16 protein-coding genes are annotated in these 17,022 nt (G+C 69.1%); 3 read left to right on the top strand and 13 right to left on the bottom strand.

What is annotated here, in order from left to right; all coding sequences use genetic code 11:
• Positions 1 to 8: 8 nt before the first annotated feature.
• The 4 genes from ACW5E8_RS08210 to ACW5E8_RS08195 are packed head-to-tail and all read right to left on the bottom strand — an operon-like array spanning position 9 to position 3,046.
• The gene (locus ACW5E8_RS08210; RefSeq protein ID WP_456965274.1) at positions 9 to 542 is read right to left on the bottom strand and encodes a pilus assembly protein PilP; all 534 of its coding nucleotides are present in this window, start codon (positions 540 to 542) and stop codon (positions 9 to 11) included.
• Between the two features lie 7 nt (positions 543 to 549).
• A complete protein-coding gene (locus tag ACW5E8_RS08205; RefSeq protein ID WP_456965273.1) occupies positions 550 to 1,215 on the bottom strand; it encodes a type 4a pilus biogenesis protein PilO in 666 nt (221 codons plus the stop codon).
• A gap of 11 nt (positions 1,216 to 1,226) precedes the next feature.
• A complete protein-coding gene (locus ACW5E8_RS08200; protein WP_456964964.1) occupies positions 1,227 to 1,988 on the bottom strand; it encodes a PilN domain-containing protein in 762 nt (253 codons plus the stop codon).
• Positions 1,988 to 3,046: a pilus assembly protein PilM gene (locus ACW5E8_RS08195; protein ID WP_456964963.1), complete on the bottom strand. Its 1,059-nt coding sequence runs from the start codon at positions 3,044 to 3,046 to the stop codon at positions 1,988 to 1,990. Before ACW5E8_RS08195 ends, ACW5E8_RS08200 begins: the two co-directional genes overlap by 1 nt.
• Positions 3,047 to 3,285: 239 nt before the next feature.
• On the opposite strand from ACW5E8_RS08195, the gene ACW5E8_RS08190 reads away from it, so the two are divergent.
• Positions 3,286 to 5,760: a penicillin-binding protein 1A gene (locus tag ACW5E8_RS08190; protein WP_456964962.1), complete on the top strand. Its 2,475-nt coding sequence runs from the start codon at positions 3,286 to 3,288 to the stop codon at positions 5,758 to 5,760.
• Between the two features lie 46 nt (positions 5,761 to 5,806).
• The gene (locus ACW5E8_RS08185) at positions 5,807 to 6,463 is read left to right on the top strand and encodes a hypothetical protein (RefSeq protein ID WP_456964961.1); all 657 of its coding nucleotides are present in this window, start codon (positions 5,807 to 5,809) and stop codon (positions 6,461 to 6,463) included.
• Positions 6,464 to 6,619: 156 nt separating this feature from the next.
• Here ACW5E8_RS08185 and ACW5E8_RS08180 read toward each other — a convergent pair whose 3' ends face one another.
• From ACW5E8_RS08180 to ACW5E8_RS08140, 9 genes are all read right to left on the bottom strand, one after another.
• Positions 6,620 to 7,894 (bottom strand): citrate synthase, encoded by a 1,275-nt coding sequence (locus ACW5E8_RS08180; protein WP_456965272.1) that lies wholly within the window; start codon positions 7,892 to 7,894, stop codon positions 6,620 to 6,622.
• Between the two features lie 253 nt (positions 7,895 to 8,147).
• A complete protein-coding gene (locus ACW5E8_RS08175; RefSeq protein WP_132985584.1) occupies positions 8,148 to 8,390 on the bottom strand; it encodes a type B 50S ribosomal protein L31 in 243 nt (80 codons plus the stop codon).
• 80 nt (positions 8,391 to 8,470) lie between these two features.
• Positions 8,471 to 9,403 (bottom strand): nucleoside hydrolase, encoded by a 933-nt coding sequence (locus ACW5E8_RS08170; protein ID WP_456964960.1) that lies wholly within the window; start codon positions 9,401 to 9,403, stop codon positions 8,471 to 8,473.
• 17 nt (positions 9,404 to 9,420) lie between these two features.
• Positions 9,421 to 11,541 carry an ATP-dependent DNA helicase RecG gene (gene recG, locus ACW5E8_RS08165; protein WP_456964959.1) on the bottom strand — a complete coding sequence of 707 codons (2,121 nt, stop codon included), beginning with the start codon at positions 11,539 to 11,541 and terminating at the stop codon, positions 9,421 to 9,423.
• Positions 11,542 to 11,545: 4 nt separating this feature from the next.
• The gene (locus ACW5E8_RS08160; RefSeq protein WP_456964958.1) at positions 11,546 to 11,929 is read right to left on the bottom strand and encodes a RidA family protein; all 384 of its coding nucleotides are present in this window, start codon (positions 11,927 to 11,929) and stop codon (positions 11,546 to 11,548) included.
• Between the two features lie 88 nt (positions 11,930 to 12,017).
• Complete coding sequence (locus tag ACW5E8_RS08155; RefSeq protein WP_456964957.1) at positions 12,018 to 14,177, bottom strand: RelA/SpoT family protein; 2,160 nt, start codon at positions 14,175 to 14,177, stop codon at positions 12,018 to 12,020.
• A gap of 131 nt (positions 14,178 to 14,308) precedes the next feature.
• Positions 14,309 to 14,611: a DNA-directed RNA polymerase subunit omega gene (gene rpoZ / locus ACW5E8_RS08150; RefSeq protein WP_456964956.1), complete on the bottom strand. Its 303-nt coding sequence runs from the start codon at positions 14,609 to 14,611 to the stop codon at positions 14,309 to 14,311.
• A gap of 121 nt (positions 14,612 to 14,732) precedes the next feature.
• Positions 14,733 to 15,371, bottom strand: a complete 639-nt coding sequence (gmk, locus tag ACW5E8_RS08145; protein WP_456964955.1) for a guanylate kinase — start codon at positions 15,369 to 15,371, stop codon at positions 14,733 to 14,735.
• Positions 15,364 to 16,224 carry a YicC/YloC family endoribonuclease gene (locus ACW5E8_RS08140; protein ID WP_456964954.1) on the bottom strand — a complete coding sequence of 287 codons (861 nt, stop codon included), beginning with the start codon at positions 16,222 to 16,224 and terminating at the stop codon, positions 15,364 to 15,366. The genes gmk and ACW5E8_RS08140 overlap by 8 nt, the downstream gene beginning before the upstream one ends.
• Before the next feature lie 63 nt (positions 16,225 to 16,287).
• Here ACW5E8_RS08140 and rph point away from each other — a divergent pair, with 63 nt between their 5' ends.
• The gene (gene rph / locus ACW5E8_RS08135) at positions 16,288 to 17,019 is read left to right on the top strand and encodes a ribonuclease PH (RefSeq protein ID WP_456964953.1); all 732 of its coding nucleotides are present in this window, start codon (positions 16,288 to 16,290) and stop codon (positions 17,017 to 17,019) included.
• Positions 17,020 to 17,022 lie beyond the last annotated feature (3 nt).

Genomic DNA, 17,022 nt, shown 5'->3' with positions numbered 1-17,022 from the left:
TCCCCTAATCAATTGTCTTCGAGCGCGATCGACGCAGGCCGTTCCAGCCAGCCACCCGCGCCGTCTGGCACGAGTTCGACGAGTTCGATGCGGTCTTCTGAAACGCTGGTGACGCGGCCGTCGTTCTGGCCCATGTAAACGCCAGAGCTGACCTGGTAGGTCACCTTGTCCGGTGCCAGGACCAGGGCCTTCAGGCTGCTGCCCGCACCGAGGGACCCGACCATATCGAGGCTGTCGAGCGGGAACTGCTCCAGCGTCTGCTTGCGGCGATTGGAATCCGGACGCGGGCCACTGCCCCCGTTGTCATTGGTGAAGGCGGCGCTGAACGGATCGCGCATGCCCTGCGCGGCGTACTCGAAGGTTTCGAACTGCTGCATCACCGGCAGCGGGTCGAGCGGCGGCGCCGGGCGCGCACGCACGTTGGCCACCCACTCGTCAAGGTTCGGAGCACCAGCGGGCTCGCTGGTGATTCCCCGGCCGCAACCGGCCAGCGCCGCAATGGCGGCCAGGCAGGCCAGGCCGCGGACGGCGTTGGATGTCATGCCCATGTCAGCGCTTCCCCTTGGGTGCTGCGGCAGCCGCCGCCGCTGCTTCCTGCGCAGCCGCCTCTTCTTCGTCCAGATAGCGGTAGGTCTTGACCGTTCCCGCAAGCTCGAGCGCCGCATTGGGACGGATACCTGCCCGCGGATCCTTGTCGCCCCCACGCGGTCGCAGCTGGATGTCGTGCATGGTCATGATCACCACCCGCGGCAGCGAGGCCACGCCGCTGACGAAGGCGCCGAACTGGTGGTAGGTGCCGACCATGCGCAGCGCGATCGGCTTCTCGGCGTAGAACTCCTTCGGAGTCTCCGCCCCAGGCTGGAAAAGCTCGTTCTGGATGCCGGTGGCCAGCGCCGTCTGCGAGATGTCGACGATGAGGTCGGGCATTTCGGTGCGGCTGGGCAACTGGCGCAGCATCTGCTGCAACTGCTGCTCCATCTGCGCCAGCTGGAGTTTCAGCGGCTCCAGGTTGGCCGCACGGCCCTGCTTGGTCTCGAACTCGGCGCGCAGCTCGGACTCGGTGCGCTCCAGGCCCTTGAGCTCGTCGCCCTTGTCGCGGGTCACGACCCACCACAGCAGGCCGAAGATCAGCAGGCCCGCGATCACGCAGAAACCGATCTTGTACTCGCGCGGCCACGAGCCGATGTTGTTGAAGTCGAGCTCCTTGAGCGACATCTTCCGCTTGCTCACGATGCGGCTCCTTCTTCAGCGGCGGACTCGGCCTGGACGGCGGGCTCGTCTTCAACTGCCGGCGCGTCCTCCACGGTTGGCGCGGCACCGGCGGCGGGTGCGTCAGCGGCGGGCTCGGCCGCGGCGGGGCCAGCTGCCACGGCATCTACGGCAGGCGCGGAATCGACCGGCGGCACCGCATCCGGAATGCCGTCGCCGTCGAGGTCCTTCGGCGCGTTCGGGTTGGCGAGCTGCACCGCGAGGGTGAAGGCATACGGCAGGCCGGCCACGCCGTCGCGGGCTTCGATGATCGAAAGGTCGGGCTTGGTCATCCAGCCCGAACCCTCGAGGTTGCGCATGTAGGTACTGACGCGCGCGTTGGACTGCGAGCGGCCCTCGAGCGTCAGCTTCTCGCCGACCTGCTTGATCGAGGTGAGCACCACGCCGTCGGGGATCGTGCGCACCAGCGAGTCGAACAGGTGGACCATCTGCGAACGGTTGGCCTGCAGCTGCTCGATCACTTCCTTGCGGGCCAGCAGGCGCGCCTTCTGGCGGTCGAGCTCGTCGATCTCGGTGATCCGCGACTCGACCTGCTTGATCTGGTCCTTGAGGTACGCGTTACGGGTGTTCTGGCCGTCGATCTGGGCGTTGTAATAGCCGTTGACCATGAACCAGAGCACGAAGCCGGCGAGCGCCGCGAACGCGAGCATGACGCCGAATTCCTTCTGCCGCTGCTTGCGACGCTCGGCGCGCCACGGGAGGAGGTTGATGCGTGCCATCAGTCGAAGCTCCTCAGCGCCAGTCCGCAGGCGATCATCATGGCCGGCGCGTCCTGTGCCAGCGCGTGGGCCTGCACGCGCGGACCGAGCGTCATCTGCGCGAGCGGGTTGGCCACAACGGTTTGCACGCCCAACTGCTCTTCGACCATCTCGGAGATCCCGGCGATGGAGGCGCAGCCCCCGGCCAGCACCACCTGGTCGACGCGGTTGAACTCGCTGCCGGCGTAGAAGAACTGCAGCAGGCGGCTGATCTGCTGGACCAGCGCCTCCTTGAAGGGCTCCAGCACTTCGATCTCGTAGCTTTCGGGCAGGCCACCCTGGCGCTTGGCGAGCCCGGCCTCTTCGTACGACAGCCCGTAGCGGCGCATCACCTCGTCGGTGAGCTGCTTGCCGCCGAACACCTGTTCGCGGGTGTACAGGCTGCGGCCGTTGCGCAGGATGCTCAGCGTGGTCATGGTCGCGCCGATGTCGACCAGCGCGACGATGCCGTCGCGAGGCACGTTGAGCGTATTGGCCAGCAGTGCGAAGGCGTTCTCGATCGCGAAGGCCTCGACGTCCATCACCCTGGCGGTGAGGCCGCCGAGCTCAAGCGCGGATGCGCGCATCTCGACGCTCTCCGAACGCGAGGCCGCGAGCATCACCTGCACCATCTCGGCGTTGCCCGGCATCGGCCCCATCACCTCGAAGTCGAGGTTCACTTCCTCGATCGGGTACGGGATGTAGTTGACTGCTTCGAGCTCGACCTGCGACTCCATCTCTTCGTCGTCGAGGTCGGCCGGCATCGGGATCAGCTTGATGATCACGGCCGAGCCGGCGACCGCGGCGGCGGCGGTCTTCGCCTTGCTGCCCGCGCGCGCCATCGCGCGCCGGATCGCCTCACCGACGGCCTCGACCTCGACGATGCCCTTTTCGACCACGGCATTCGGCGGCAACGGCTCGACGGCGTAGTGCTCGACCCGATAGCGATCACCCGACCGCGACAGCTGCAACAGCTTTACCGCTGTCGAGCTGATATCGACACCGACCAGCGGTGCCTGGCTTTTTGTGATGAGCCCCACGCTTTTCTCCCCATGTCACGGGCGCTTACGTGCGCTTCGTGCCCCGACGCATTAAATAACGGAGTTTTTACCGAATGGCAACAAGCGGCACCCCAAAGCGTGCTGCATTGCGCGTTCGGTCACGTCTTGACGTTCTACGTCACCCTTGGGCCGGCGCTCCGCGGTTGTCCGGCCCACCTATATATACTGCGCGACTCTCCACGGCCCGCCAAGGCCCGACCCGGCCCAGGACCCCATCGATGTCACGTTTCCGCCGTCTGTTCCGCTGGCTGCTGCTGCTGGCCATCCTTGCCACCATACTCGGCTTGCTCGCCGCGGGCACGCTGTACTACGTCGTGTCCTCGCGCCTGCCCGAAGTCGACAGCCTGCGCAACATCGAACTGCAGGAGCCGATGTACGTCTACGCGAACGACGGCCGCCTGATGGCGCTGTTCGGCGAGATGCGGCGTTACCCGGTCGACATCGCAGAGGTTCCGGAGGCGATCAAGCAGGCCTTCATCGCGATCGAGGACAACCGCTTCTACGAACACGACGGCGTCGACTACAAGGGCGTGGCGCGCGCCATCTGGCTGATCGCCAAGACCGGTTCGAAGGAAGGCGTGCCGGGCGGCTCGACCATCACCCAGCAGGTGGCGCGGCAGTTCTACCTCAGCCCCGAGGTCAGCTACACGCGCAAGTTCGAGGAAATGCTGCTCGCGATGAAGATGGAGCGCGAGCTCAGCAAGGACGAGATCTTCGAGCTCTATCTCAACAAGAATTTCTTCGGCAACCGGTCCTACGGCGTCGCGGCAGCGGCGGAGTTCTACTACGGCAAGCAGCTGTCCGAGCTCGACCTCGACGAGGTCGCGGCGCTCGCCGCGATCCCGAAGTTCCCCTCCAGCGGCAACCCGGTCTCCAACCCCGAGCGTGCGCGCATCCGACGCGACTACGTGCTCGAGCGCATGGCGGACCTTGGATTCATCAGCCGTGCCGAGGCCACCGCGGCACAGACGGTCGAGATGCATGCGCGCCCTCACGAGCGCCCCGTCGAGGTCTACGCCCCCTACGTGGCCGAAATGGTCCGCCAGGAAATGATCGCGCGCTACGGCGGCGACGTGCTGACTCGCGGATACCACGTCACGACCACCATCGACCCGGTCAAGCAGGCCGCCGCCGAAGCGGCCGTGCGCAGCGGCCTGCTGGCATACGACCACCGCCACGGCTGGGCGAAGGTCGAACAGAGCTTCGAGCTGGCAGCCGACGAGGACGCCGCCACCGCGGCCGCGCGCCTGCGTGGCATCCCGGCGCAGTCGGACCTGTTGCCGGCCGTCGTCCTGCGCGCCGACAACGGCACCGCCGACGTGGTCCTGTCCGACCGCACCATGGTCACGCTCGATGCCGCGTCCAGCCGCTGGACCGGGCGCAACCCGGCGGCGCTGCTGAAGCGCGGCGACCTCACCCGCGTTCGCCGCATCGAGCCGCAGGGCAAGGACGGCGCACCGCCACCGGCCGATGCCCTGCCCACCTGGCAGCTCGACCAGCTGCCGCGCGCGCAGGCCACGCTGGTATCGATGGAGCACGACACCGGTGCGCTGCGTGCGCTCATCGGCGGCTTCAGTTTCGCCGGCCAGAAGTTCAACCGCGCCACCCAGGCGCGCCGCCAGCCGGGCTCGAGCTTCAAGCCCTTCATCTATGCCGCGGCGTTCGAGCGTGGTTTCAATCCCGCCTCGATCGTGCCCGATGCCCCGGTGGTCTTCCGCATGCGCCGGGGCCAGGACTGGCGTCCGCAGAACGACGACGGCAGGTTCCTCGGACCGATGCGCCTGCGCGAGGCCCTGGTGCGCTCGCGCAACCTGGTCTCGGTGCGCCTGCTCGACTCGATCGGCGTCGACTACGCGCGCCGCTACATCAGCCACATGGGCTTCGAGGAATCGGAGCTGCCTCCGAACCTGTCGATCGCGCTCGGCACGCCGTCACTCGCGCCCCTTGACGTCGCGCGCGGTTACAGCGTGTTCTCCAACGGCGGCTTCCGCGTGACGCCCTGGTACATCGACGAGGTCCGCGACCGCGACAGCCAGGTGATCTTCAAGGAGAACCCGGCCGTGGCCTGCCGCAGCTGTGGCGCCGGCGGCGCGCCCGGGGTTCCCGCCACCGTCATCGACGGCTTCAACCTCGGCCCGGCGGCGCCCGCGGTGGTCGCCGAAGCCAGCAGCGAAGCACCGGCCACGGAGCCTGATCCCGACGCCGTGATCGCGCCGCGGGCGATCGATCCCCGGGTGGCCTACCAGCTGGTTTCGATGATGCGCGACGTCGTGCAACGAGGCACCGGTACGCAGGCCAAGGCACTGGGGCGCGAGGACGTCGGCGGCAAGACCGGCTCGACCAACGACCACCGCGACGCCTGGTTCTCGGGCTTCGGCGGCAGCCTTTCGACGGTGGTGTGGGTGGGTCGCGACGACAACCGCTCGCTGGGCAACCGCGAATACGGCGGCCGGTCCGCGCTGCCGATCTGGATCGACTACATGCGCGTGGCGCTCGACGGCATGCCGCTGGCCACCAACGAACCGCCTCCCGGCATGGTCAAGGTCTCGGTCAGCAACAGCGGGCAGCTGCTCGCCGGCGGCGAAGGCGGGATCACCGAGTGGGTCAAGGCCGAGGACCTGGAGCGCATGGAATCGAGCTTCGATACCTTCGACGACGCGATGCCGGCCGAGGAAGCCTTCGACATCTTCTGACGCGCGCATCCGCTAGGCTTGGCGGGGCCAGCAGGGAGGCCCCGCCATGCATAGAGCCCGACAACGCGCCGAGCGCCATACACGCGAACGCCGGCACCGCCTCGCTCACGAGGCCGCCCGGCTGATGGCTGAAGGCGGGATCCGGGACTACCACCAGGCCAAGCTCAAAGCGGCCGAACGCCTCGGCATCCACGACGACGCCTCGCTGCCGCGCAACCGCGAGATCGAGGACGCGCTGCGCGAGTACCAGCGCCTGTTCCTGGGCGGCAGCCAAACCCACGCATTGCGCGTCCGCCGCGAGGCCGCACTGCACTCATTGGCATTCTTCGAACGCTTCCAACCGCGGCTGGTGGGGCGCGTGCTCGACGGTACGGCTGATTCACACACGCCGGTGACACTGCACCTGTATGCCGATGACGCCGATGACGTCGCGCGATTCCTCGCCGACGCCGGCGTTCCAGCCGAGGCGAGCGTTCGCCGCGTACGCCTGGACCGCACCCGCGAACACGACGCCCCTGTGTGGCTGTTCAGTGCCGACGATCTCGCCTTCGACCTGACGGTGCTGCCGCTGGACGCATTGCGCCAGGCGCCGCTGTCAGGCATCGATGAGCGGCCAATGCAGCGCGCATCGCAGGCGCAGCTGCGTGAGCTCATGGCAGCGGAGGAAATCTCCGACCATGCGTCCTCGGGCCTCCGCCGCTGACTCGACTCCCGGTCGCCAGGACCATCGCAGGATCTCCCGAACCCAGCGATGCGCATGCATGGCATCCGTCGCTCACTGGACCGGCATGGGAGTACTCCCGTTGAAAAGAAAACGCCCCGCGGGTGCGGGGCGTGATCATGGACACTGGAGGGAGCTTCAGCGCTTGTCGACGCCGACGTAGTCGCGGGAAGCCGAGCCGGTGTAGATCTGCCGCGGACGGCCGATCTTGAACTCGGGGTCGGTCTGCTGCTCGAGCCAGTGCGAGACCCAGCCGGCGGTGCGCGCGATGGCGAACATCACCGTGAACATCTCGGTCGGGATCTTCAGCGCCTTGTAGATGATGCCGCTGTAGAAATCGACGTTCGGGTACAGCTTGCGCTGCACGAAGTAGTCGTCCTTCAGCGCGGCCTCTTCCAGGCGCATCGCGACTTCGAGCATCGGGTCGTCGATGCCGAGTTCGCCCAGCACCTTGTGGGTCATCTCGCGGATGATCCGGGCGCGCGGGTCGAAGTTCTTGTAGACGCGGTGGCCGAAGCCCATCAGGCGGAACCCAGACTCCTTGTCCTTGGCGCGGTCGACGGCCGACTGCACGTTCTTCACGTCGCCGATCTCGGCGAGCATCTTCAGCACGGCCTCGTTGGCACCGCCATGCGCGGGCCCCCACAGCGCGGCGACGCCGGCGGCGATGCACGCGTACGGATTGGCGCCGGTGGAACCGACCAGGCGCACGGTCGAGGTGGACGCGTTCTGCTCGTGGTCGGCGTGCAGGATGAAGAGCAGGTCCATCGCCTTCGCCGCGACCGGCGACAGCTCCAGCGGACCGCTGGGCAGCTCGAACATCATGTGCAGGAAGCGCTCGACGTAGCCGAGGTCGTTGCGCGGATAGTTCGCCGGCCAACCCATGGAATAGCGGTAGCACGCAGCCGCTATGGTCGGCAGCTTGGCGATCAGGCGGATGCCGGCCAGGCGGCGCTGCTCCGGATCGTCGTAGTCGAGGTCGTTGTGGTAGAAGCTCGCCATCGAGCCGAGCATGCCGACCAGCATCGCCATCGGATGGGCGTCGTGGCGGAAGCCGCCGATGAAGCTCTTGAACGCCTCGTGCATCATCGTGTGATGGGTGACGTCGTGGTCGAACGCGGCCATCTGGGCGTTGTCCGGCAGCTCGCCGTTCATCAGCAGGTAGGCGACCTCGAGGAAGTTCGAGTGTTCGGCCAGCTGCTCGATCGGGTAGCCGCGATACAGCAGCACGCCTTCATCGCCGTCGATATAGGTGATGGCGGACTTGCAGCTGGCGGTGGCGGTGAAGCCGGAATCGTAGGTGAAGCGCCCGGTGGCCTTGGGCAGCTTCGCGATGTCGATGCAGTCGTTGCCGAGGGTGGGCTTCAGGACCGGCAGCTCGACCGAGGTACCGGCGACCTGCAGGGTGGCGATGGACGGCTCGACGCCGGCCTTGTTCTCGTTGGCGGACACTCGTCGCACTCCTTATCTTTGCGTCGCGCCGCGGCGCGGGGGCGCGGGCAGCGGGGGATCGGGCGGATCGCGGCTCTGGCGCGATGCCGCAATTATCGCATAGCGACGTGCGCCGCCGTATCCACTTTCAGTGGGGCGACACGGGACAATGCATCCGCCTGCAACGACGATGGCCGCCTTGCGGCGGCCATCTGGACATGGACTGCGACGGCGCTTACTTGGCGTAGCGCTTGCGGAACTTGTCGACGCGGCCGCTGGTGTCCATCAGCTTGTTCTGGCCGGTGTAGAACGGATGCGAAGCCGAGGACACCTCGATCTTGACGAGCGGGTATTCATTGCCGTCTTCCCACTTCACGGTCTCCTTGCTGGAGAGCGTGGAACGGGTGAGGATCTTGAAGTCCGAGGTCACGTCCTGGAAGACGACGTCGCGGTACTGGGGGTGGATGTCGGCCTTCATGGCGGCACCAGAGTGAGCAAGGAAAGAGCGGCATTATAGCGGGCAGTTCCAGACCCCGCAAGCCTTCCTGCGCTTTACGCTCAGGTCAGTGCCGCGCGCACCAGGGCCTCCAGCCGGGCCTGGTCATACCGGAGCAGGATCCTGGCCCGGTCCGGCCGCCCGAGCTGGCGCTGCCAGTCCACCAGGGTCGCGCCACGCGCCGGGGAATGACCCAGCACCACCTCCACCGGACGCTCGGCCGCTTCGAGCACGCCGTCCGGCTGCAGGGCCATCGCCATCGCCAGCGCGTCCGCCGAGTGCCAGCGCTCGCCGCGCGCATCTTCCGACCACCGACGGGTATGGCGGGACACGGCTTCGTAGAACGCCGCCACCGGCCCGGGCGCGGCCAGCCAGCGCTCCGCATCGCCCAGCAGGAAGCCGTGGGCGAGCGTCGCCTCCCAGTCGCACAGATCAAAGCGCGGGAAGGCCTCGAACACGATGTGCGCGGCCTCGGGATCGAAGAACACGTTGAACTCCGCCGATGGCGTGATGTTGCCGTGCGCGGTCACCGCGCCGCCCATCACCACCAGCCGCGCCACTCGCGTGGGCAGCGTGGGATCCAGGCGCAGCGCAAGCGCGACGTTGGTCAGCGGGCCCAGGGTCACCAGCAGCAGGCGCCCGGCATGGCGATGCGAAAGCTCGATGATGGCCTCGGCCGCGTGGCGCGACTCGGCACCGCGCGCCGCCGGCGCCAGGCCGACGTCGCCGAAGCCGTCGCGGCCATGCACGTTGGCGGCGTCGGGCGAAGGGTGCAGCAGCGGACGGTCGCAGCCCGGGAACACCGGCACGTCGTCGCGGCCCACCACTTCGCACAGCTTCAGCGCATTGGCCACCGTGTGCCGCAGGCCGACGTTGCCGGCGGCGATGGTCAGGCCGACGACCTCGTGCCGCGTATCGGCGAAGGCCATCAGCAGGGCCAGGGCGTCGTCGACGCCCGGGTCGGTATCGATCAGCAGCGGAATGCGTTCGTCCATCGGGCGATTATCCCCGATCAGGCCGATGCGTACCGCGCGGCGCCGCCCACCCAGCGATCCACCAGGCGCTCGGCAAGCGCAGGCTGGTCGCGCAACAGGCCTTCGCCGAGCTCATGCACCAGCGGCAGCATGCCGGCATCGCGTGCGAGATCGGCGACGCGGAACGCGGCCAGCCCGGTCTGCCGCGTGCCCAGCAGTTCGCCGGGACCGCGCAGCTCGAGATCCTTCTCAGCGATGACGAAACCGTCGCCGGTCTCGCGCATGGTCTCCAGGCGCTCACGCGCCATCGCCGACAGCGGCGGCTGGTAAAGCAACACGCAGCTCGACGCCGCGCTGCCGCGCCCCACTCGCCCACGCAGCTGGTGCAACTGCGCCAGTCCCAGGCGCTCCGCGTTCTCGATCACCATCAGCGAGGCATTGGGCACGTCGACGCCGACCTCGATCACCGTGGTCGCCACCAGCAGGTCGCAGTCGCCCTCCTTGAAAGCGCGCATCGCGGCCTGCTTTTCCGCGGCCTTCATGCGTCCGTGCACCAGGCCGACGCGCAGTTCGGGCAGCGCGGTGGACAAGCCTTCGTACGTTGCCTGCGCGGCCTGCGCGACGACCTCGTCGGACTCGTCGATGATCGTGCACACCCAGTAGGCCTGGCGCCCCTCCGCGCACGCGGCGCGGATGCGCTCGATCAGCTCAGGGCGACGGCCTTCCGCCATGACCACGGTCTGCACCGGCGTGCGGCCCGGCGGCAGCTCGTCGATCGCCGACACGTCGAGGTCGGCGTAGGCGGCCATGGCCAGGGTGCGCGGGATCGGCGTCGCGGTCATCACCAACTGGTGCGGCACGCGCCCGCCCTCGCCGCCCTTGTCGCGCAGGGCCAGCCGCTGGTGCACGCCGAAGCGGTGCTGCTCGTCGACGATCGCCAGCCCCAGGTCATGGAAGACCACGCCCTGCTGCATCAGCGCATGCGTGCCGACCACGACCTGCGCGCTGCCATCGGCGACATCGGACAGCGCGCGGCTGCGCGCGCGGCCGGTGACCTTGCCCGCAAGCCACGCGACCTCGATGCCCAAGGGCTCGAGCCACGCGCGCAGGTTGGCCAGGTGCTGTTCGGCCAGCAGCTCGGTGGGTGCCATCAGTGCGGCCTGGCGACCTTCAGCGACCGCCATCAGCGCCGCCAGCGCGGCGACCACGGTCTTGCCGGAGCCGACGTCGCCCTGCACCAGACGCAGCATCGGCACGGGCTGCGCGAGGTCCGCATGCACTTCGGCGAACACCCGCTCCTGAGCGCCGGTCAGCGCGAACGGCAGCTGCTTGCGCAGGCGCCCGGCGAGAGTCGCATCCGCCAGCGGCGTCGCGGCGTGCGCGCGGCGGGCGATGCGCTGGCGCCGCATGCTCAGGTGATGGGCAAGCAGCTCCTCGAGCGCCAGCCGCCGCTGCGCGGGATGGGTGCCGGCCAGCAGCGCAGCGACGTCGGCGTCGCGCGGCGGCCTGTGCACGGTGAGCAGCGACTCGCGCAGCCCGGGCAGGCGGTGTTCGCGCAGCAGCGCCGGCGGCAGGAGCTCGAGCACGTCATCGCCGGGAAGCCGGTCGAGCGCCTGCGCGATCAGGCGCTTCATGGTCGCCGGGCCGACGCCCTCGACGGCCGGATACACGGGATCCAGTCGATCACCAAGACCGGAGACGTCTTCATCGTCGAGCAGCGTGTAGCTCGGGTGCACGATCTCGAGGCCGCGCTGCCCCGGCCGTGGCGTGCCATAGGCGCGCACGCGAACGCCGGGCTGGAACTGCGCGGCCTGCGCGGCGCGGAAATGGAAGAAACGCAGCACCAGGGTCGCGCGCGAATCATCGCCAAGCGCCACCCGCAGCAAGGGGCGGTAGCGGAAGCCCCGCTCCACCGCCTCCACCCGCCCCTCGACCTGCGCCGCGACGCCTGGCTGCAGCAGGCGGATCGGTGTCAGCGCCGTGCGGTCTTCATATCCACGCGGAAGCTGGAGCCACAGGTCCTGCAGGGTGTCCAACCCGCGCGCGGCCAGCTTTTCCGCGACCCTCGGACCCACGCCGGCGAGCGCCGACAGTGCGGTCGCGCCGTCCGGTGCCAGTCCGGGCGCCGGCGTGCCGCGCGTGCGCCTGGGGGCTGCCACTGCTTCAGTCGAGGACCATCACCGCGTCGACCTCGAACTGCGCGCCCTTGGGCAGCGCCGACACCTCGATGGTCGAACGCGCGGGATACGGCTCGGCGAAGTACTCGGCCATCACCGTGTTGACGACCGCGAACTGCGACAGGTCGGTGAGGTACAGGCCGACGCGGGCGACGTCATCCATCGAGCCGCCCGCGGCCTGGCAGACCGCGCGCAGGTTGTCGAAGGCGCGGCGCGCCTGGGCCGCGAGATCACCGGCGACAAGTTCGCCGGTGGCGGGATCGAGCGGAATCTGCCCGGACAGGAAGACGGTGTTGCCGCAGCGCGTGGCCTGCGAATACGGGCCGATGGCGGCGGGCGCGTCGGCGGTGCGGACGGGTTGCCTGGGCATGCGTGGATCCTTCGATGCGTGGCAGGCGATTATGACCGCCGCCCGCGCCCGCGGCCATCGCGGCCAACGCCGGCGCGCACGACGCGAACTACTGGCGCTGCACGCCGTGGACCACGCCGAGCCTGCGCACCTTGCGGATCACGTCCGCCAGGTGGGTCCGGTCGCGGACCTCGATCGCGAACTGGATCACCGCGACGTTGGTGTCGCGCTCCAGGTATTCGACCGCGTCGATATTGGAATCGGCCTTGGCCACCGCCGCGGCAACCTGCGCCAGCACGCCGGGACGGTTCTCGACCTGGAAGCGCAGCGCGACGTTGTAGTCGCCGGTGACCTCGCGATCCCAGCCGATGTCGACCCAGCGCTCGGGCGACTTGCGGTACTCGGCCACGTTGGGACACTCGATCCGGTGCACCATCACGCCGCGGCCGGCGGTGTGGTAGCCCATGATCTCGTCGCCCGGGATCGGCATGCAGCAGTTGGCGAAGGTCACCACGCCGCGTTCGGCGCCGGTGATCAGGATGCGGTCTTCGCGATGGTGCGCGCGGGTGCTCGCCGGATCCTTGCGGCTGAGCGACTGCGCCACGTGAGCCGGCATCCGGTTGCCCAGCGCGACGTCGGACAGCAGCGCCTCCAGCCGCGGGTAGCGGTGCTCGGCGAGGTAGGCCTCGAGCTGCGCCGCCGGCAGCCGCTCGAGCGAGCTGTCCAGGTCTTCGAGCGCGCTGTCGAGCATCCGGTGTCCCAGCTGCACGGCGTCCTCATGCTCGAGCTGCTTGAGCTGCTGCCGGATCGCGGTGCGGGCCTTGCCGGTGACCACGAATTCCAGCCACTGCGGCCGCGGCTGCGAGGAACGTGCGGTCACGATCTCCACCGTCTGGCCGCTGGCCAGGCGCGTGCGCAGCGGCACCAGCCTGCGGTCGACGCGCGCCGCCACGGCCTGGTTGCCGACGTCGGTGTGCACCGAGTAGGCGAAGTCGATCGCGGTGGCATTGCGCGGCAGCGACATGATCGCGCCCTTGGGCGTGAACAGGTAGACCTCGTCGGGGAACAGGTCGACCTTGACGTTCTCCAGGAATTCCAGCGACGAGCCGGTGTCGCTCTCCGTCTCCAGCAGGCCGGAAATCCAGGAGTGCGCGCGCTGCTGGGCGCTGTTGGGTCCGTCGCCGCCGTGCTTGTAGGCCCAGTGCGCGGCAATGCCGCGCTCGGCGATGAGGTCCATCTCCTCGGTGCGGATCTGCACCTCGATCGGCGAGCCGTAGGGCCCGAACAGCACCGTGTGCAGGGACTGGTAGCCGTTCGCCTTGGGGATGGCGATGAAGTCGCGGAACCGGCCATCGACCGGCTTGTACACCGAGTGCGCCACGCCCAGCGCGTGGTAGCAGTCCGCGACCCTGCCGACGATCATCCGGAAGCCGAAGACGTCGATCACCTGCTCGAAGGTCTTGGCCTCGGTGCGCATCTTGTTGTAGATGCTCCAGGGCGACTTCACCCGGCTCACCAGGCGGTAGCCGAGTCCTTCCTTGGTCAGCTTCTGCGCAAGCTGGGCCTCGATCTTGGCCATGGCCTCGCGGCGCAGCATCGGCTGCGCGCGGATGTGCTTGTCGAGGATGCGGTGGCGCATCGGGTACAGCGCGCGGAAGCCCAGGTCCTGGAGTTCGGACTTGATCAGGTTCATGCCCAGGCGCTGCGCGATCGGCGCATAGACCTCGAGCGTCTCGCGCGCGATACGCTCGCGCGCCTCGGCCGACTGCGCGCCGAGCGTGCGCATGTTGTGCAGGCGGTCGGCGAGCTTGATCAGGATCACGCGCAGGTCGCGTGCCATCGCCAGCATCATCTTGCGGAAGCTTTCCGCGTCGGCCTCGCGACGGCTGGCGAACTGCAGCTTGTCGAGCTTGGTCACGCCCTCGACCAGCTCCGCCACGGACTCGCCGAACTCGCTGGCCAGCGCCGCGCGGGTCAGCGGCGTGTCCTCGATGGTGTCGTGCAGGACCGCCGCCACCAGGGTCTCGATGTCGACCTTCTGCTCGGCCAGCACACCGGCCACCGCCACCGGGTGGGTGATGTAGGGCTCGCCGGACTTGCGCACCTGTCCCTCGTGCGCCGCCGCGCCCACGGCCCATGCGCGGCGCAGGAGTCGCAGCTGTTCCGCCGGAAGGTAAGCGGCGGCGGTTTCGAGCGCACGCATGTAGCCGGGGACGTCCTCGTCCCCAGGCACGGAAACCTGCACCAGCGCTAGCTCGGCGGAATTCATGCGAAGAGCCTACGCGCGCGCCCGCGGGGCGGCAACGCAGGCCGCGCCCTGGATGCCGGCCCCGGAATGCAAACGGCCCCGCCAGGGCGGGGCCGTCGCTGCGGCGCGGCGCCTCGCGGCGCGCGCCGGGTTCAGATGTCGTCGCCCTTGGCCAGGTCGTCGTCGGCCACCACCTCGGCCGCGGCCCACTCCAGGGCCTCGCGCTCGCGACGCTCGCGCTCGGACTTCTCGACGGCTTCTACGAAATCGGCATCGATGGTACGGGCGGCGATCTCGCGCAGCGCCAGCACGGTCGGCTTGTCGTCGTTCTCGCTGTTGTCGAGCTTCGACTCGACGCCGTTGGCGAGCTGGCGGGCGCGCTTGGCGGCCAGCATGACGAGCTCGAAGCGGTTGTCGATGACCTGGAGGCAATCCTCAACGGTGATGCGGGCCATAAATCTCCGGGCGGCCGGCGGGCCGTCAATGCAGGGTAAGGGACCGGAAATGATAGGGCAAAGCCCCCCGCTTCGCAAGCAACGTCATATGAATCAGCCACTTGCGGCCCGACTGCCCGCCCTATTCGTCCTGCAGCAGCGCGTCCAGCAGGTTCGCATGGCGTTGGGCCTGCGAGGCGCGGCGCAGGCGGCTGGCCGTGAACACCGCGCACATCTCGGCGACGGCGGTGTCGAAATCGTCGTTGACGATCACGAAATCGAACTCGTCGTAGTGCGACATCTCCTCGCGCGCGGCGGCCAGGCGACGGGCCATGACCTCCTCGCTGTCCTGCCCGCGCTTGCGCATGCGCTGGTCGAGCGCCTCCCGCGACGGCGGCAGGATGAAGATGCCGACCGCGTCGTCCACCATCGCGCGCACCTGGCGCGCGCCCTGCCAGTCGATCTCCAGCAGCACGTCCCGGCCCGCGGCCAGCTGCGGTTCGACCGACTGCCGCGCGGTGCCCTTCCAGTCGCCATGGACGCGGGCGTACTCGAAGAAGTCGCCGGCGTCGATCATGCGCTGGAACTGCGCATCGTCGACGAAGTGATAGTGCTGCCCGTGGCATTCGCCGGGACGCGGCGGCCGCGAGGTGAACGAAATCGACAGGCTGATGTTGCGGTCGCGCGCCAGGCAGGCGTTGACGATGCTCGACTTCCCGGCGCCCGAGGGCGCCGCGACGATGAACAGCGTCCCGCGCGCCTGGCGGCCGGCGCTACTCAATGTTCTGCACCTGTTCGCGGACCTGGTCGATCAGCACCTTCAGCTCCACCGCGATGTTGGTGGTGCGGGCGTCGACCGACTTCGAGCCCAGGGTGTTGGCCTCGCGGTTGAACTCCTGCAACAGGAAGTCGAGGCGGCGCCCCGCGGGCTCGGGCTGCTCGAGCACGCGCCGGATCTCGACGACGTGGCTGTCGAGGCGGTCGAGTTCCTCGTCGACGTCGAGTTTCTGCAGCGCCAGCACCAGCTCCTGCTCGACCCGGCCCGGGTCCGCCGCCTGCGCGAGGTCGGCCAGGCGCGCCTCGAGCTTGGTGCGCTGGCCGGCACGGATCACGGGGACGAGGTCGCGCACCTGGGCTGCGCGGGCGGCGATGCCGTCGACGCGCTCCAGCATGGCGGCGACCAGCTTGCCGCCCTCGCGCTCGCGCGCGGCGATGAAGGCATCGAGCACCTCGTCCAGGAGGGCCAGCACCTCGGCCTGCAGCGCCGCGGGCTCCGGCGCCGCCGAGCGCAGCACGCCCGGGAACTGCAGAAGATCCACGAACTGCGTGCGCAGGCCGGGAAAGCGCCCTTCGGCATCGTGCGCGAGCGTTGCCAGCTGGCCAAGCAGCGCCTCGTCGACGTGCAGCGAGGCCGCACCCTCCGCGCTGCGCAGCCGCAGCGAGAGGTCGAGCTTGCCGCGCGACACCTTCGCCGAGACCCGTTCGCGCAGCTGCGGCTCCAGCACGCGCAGCTCGTCGGGCGCGCGCAGCCCGACCTCGAGGAAGCGGTGGTTGACCGCGCGCAGTTCACAGGCAAGCGTGCCCCAGGGGGTCGTACGCTCGCCGGAGGCGTAGGCGGTCATGCTGCGGATCATGCCGGCATCCAGTGGGTTGGGGTGCCGATGGTAAACTCGCGCGCCATTCCAGCGGTAATCGACATGTCCCAGACCCCTCGCCCCAGCGGCCGTGCGCCCGACCAGATGCGCGAGGTGCGCATCGAGCGCGGATTCACGCGCCATGCGGAGGGCTCGGTGCTGGTGGCCTTCGGCGAAACCCGGGTGCTGTGCACGGCCAGCGTCGAGAACCGGGTCCCCGGCTTCCTGCGCGGCAAGGGCGCGGGCTGGGTCACCGCCGAGTACGGCATGCTGCCGCGCGCGACCCACACCCGCAGCGACCGCGAGGCCTCGCGCGGCAAGCAGGGCGGGCGCACGCTCGAGATCCAGCGCCTGATCGGCCGCAGCCTGCGCGCCTGCGTCGACCGCGACGCCCTGGGCGAACGCACCATCACGCTCGACTGCGACGTGCTGCAGGCCGACGGCGGCACCCGCACCGCGGCCATCACCGGCGCCTACGTCGCCCTGGTCGACGCGGTGCGCTGGCTGCAGGGCCGCGGCGAGCTCAAGCGCGATCCGATCCACGGCGCGGTAGCGGCGGTTTCGGCCGGCATCCATGGCGGCCTGCCCGTGCTCGACCTCGATTACGTCGAGGACAGCGGCTGCGACACCGACATGAACGTGGTGATGAACGACGGCGGCGGCTTCATCGAGCTGCAGGGCACGGCCGAGGGCCACGCCTTCCGCCGCGACGAACTCGACGCGCTGCTGGCGCTGGCCACGAAGGGCTGCGGCGAGCTGTTCGCCGCGCAGCAGGCCGCGTTGGCCGCGGGCTGAGCC

Source organism: Luteimonas sp. A649 (assembly GCF_054072735.1).
The sequence above is the reverse complement of the archived record's forward strand: the minus strand, read 5'-3'. Positions and strand labels throughout refer to the sequence as shown.

Bases quoted from the DNA above. Each gene is read 5' to 3' on its own strand.
- ACW5E8_RS08210 (WP_456965274.1), bottom strand. From the start codon at position 542: ATGACATCCAACGCCGTCCGCGGCCTGGCCTGCCTGGCCGCCATTGCG.
- ACW5E8_RS08205 (WP_456965273.1), bottom strand. From the start codon at position 1,215: ATGTCGCTCAAGGAGCTCGACTTCAACAACATCGGCTCGTGGCCGCGC.
- ACW5E8_RS08200 (WP_456964964.1), bottom strand. From the start codon at position 1,988: ATGGCACGCATCAACCTCCTCCCGTGGCGCGCCGAGCGTCGCAAGCAG.
- ACW5E8_RS08190 (WP_456964962.1), top strand. From the start codon at position 3,286: ATGTCACGTTTCCGCCGTCTGTTCCGCTGGCTGCTGCTGCTGGCCATC.
- ACW5E8_RS08185 (WP_456964961.1), top strand. From the start codon at position 5,807: ATGCATAGAGCCCGACAACGCGCCGAGCGCCATACACGCGAACGCCGG.
- ACW5E8_RS08175 (WP_132985584.1), bottom strand. From the start codon at position 8,390: ATGAAGGCCGACATCCACCCCCAGTACCGCGACGTCGTCTTCCAGGAC.
- ACW5E8_RS08170 (WP_456964960.1), bottom strand. From the start codon at position 9,403: ATGGACGAACGCATTCCGCTGCTGATCGATACCGACCCGGGCGTCGAC.
- ACW5E8_RS08160 (WP_456964958.1), bottom strand. From the start codon at position 11,929: ATGCCCAGGCAACCCGTCCGCACCGCCGACGCGCCCGCCGCCATCGGC.
- ACW5E8_RS08155 (WP_456964957.1), bottom strand. From the start codon at position 14,177: ATGAATTCCGCCGAGCTAGCGCTGGTGCAGGTTTCCGTGCCTGGGGAC.
- rpoZ (WP_456964956.1), bottom strand. From the start codon at position 14,611: ATGGCCCGCATCACCGTTGAGGATTGCCTCCAGGTCATCGACAACCGC.
- ACW5E8_RS08140 (WP_456964954.1), bottom strand. From the start codon at position 16,224: ATGATCCGCAGCATGACCGCCTACGCCTCCGGCGAGCGTACGACCCCC.
- rph (WP_456964953.1), top strand. From the start codon at position 16,288: ATGTCCCAGACCCCTCGCCCCAGCGGCCGTGCGCCCGACCAGATGCGC.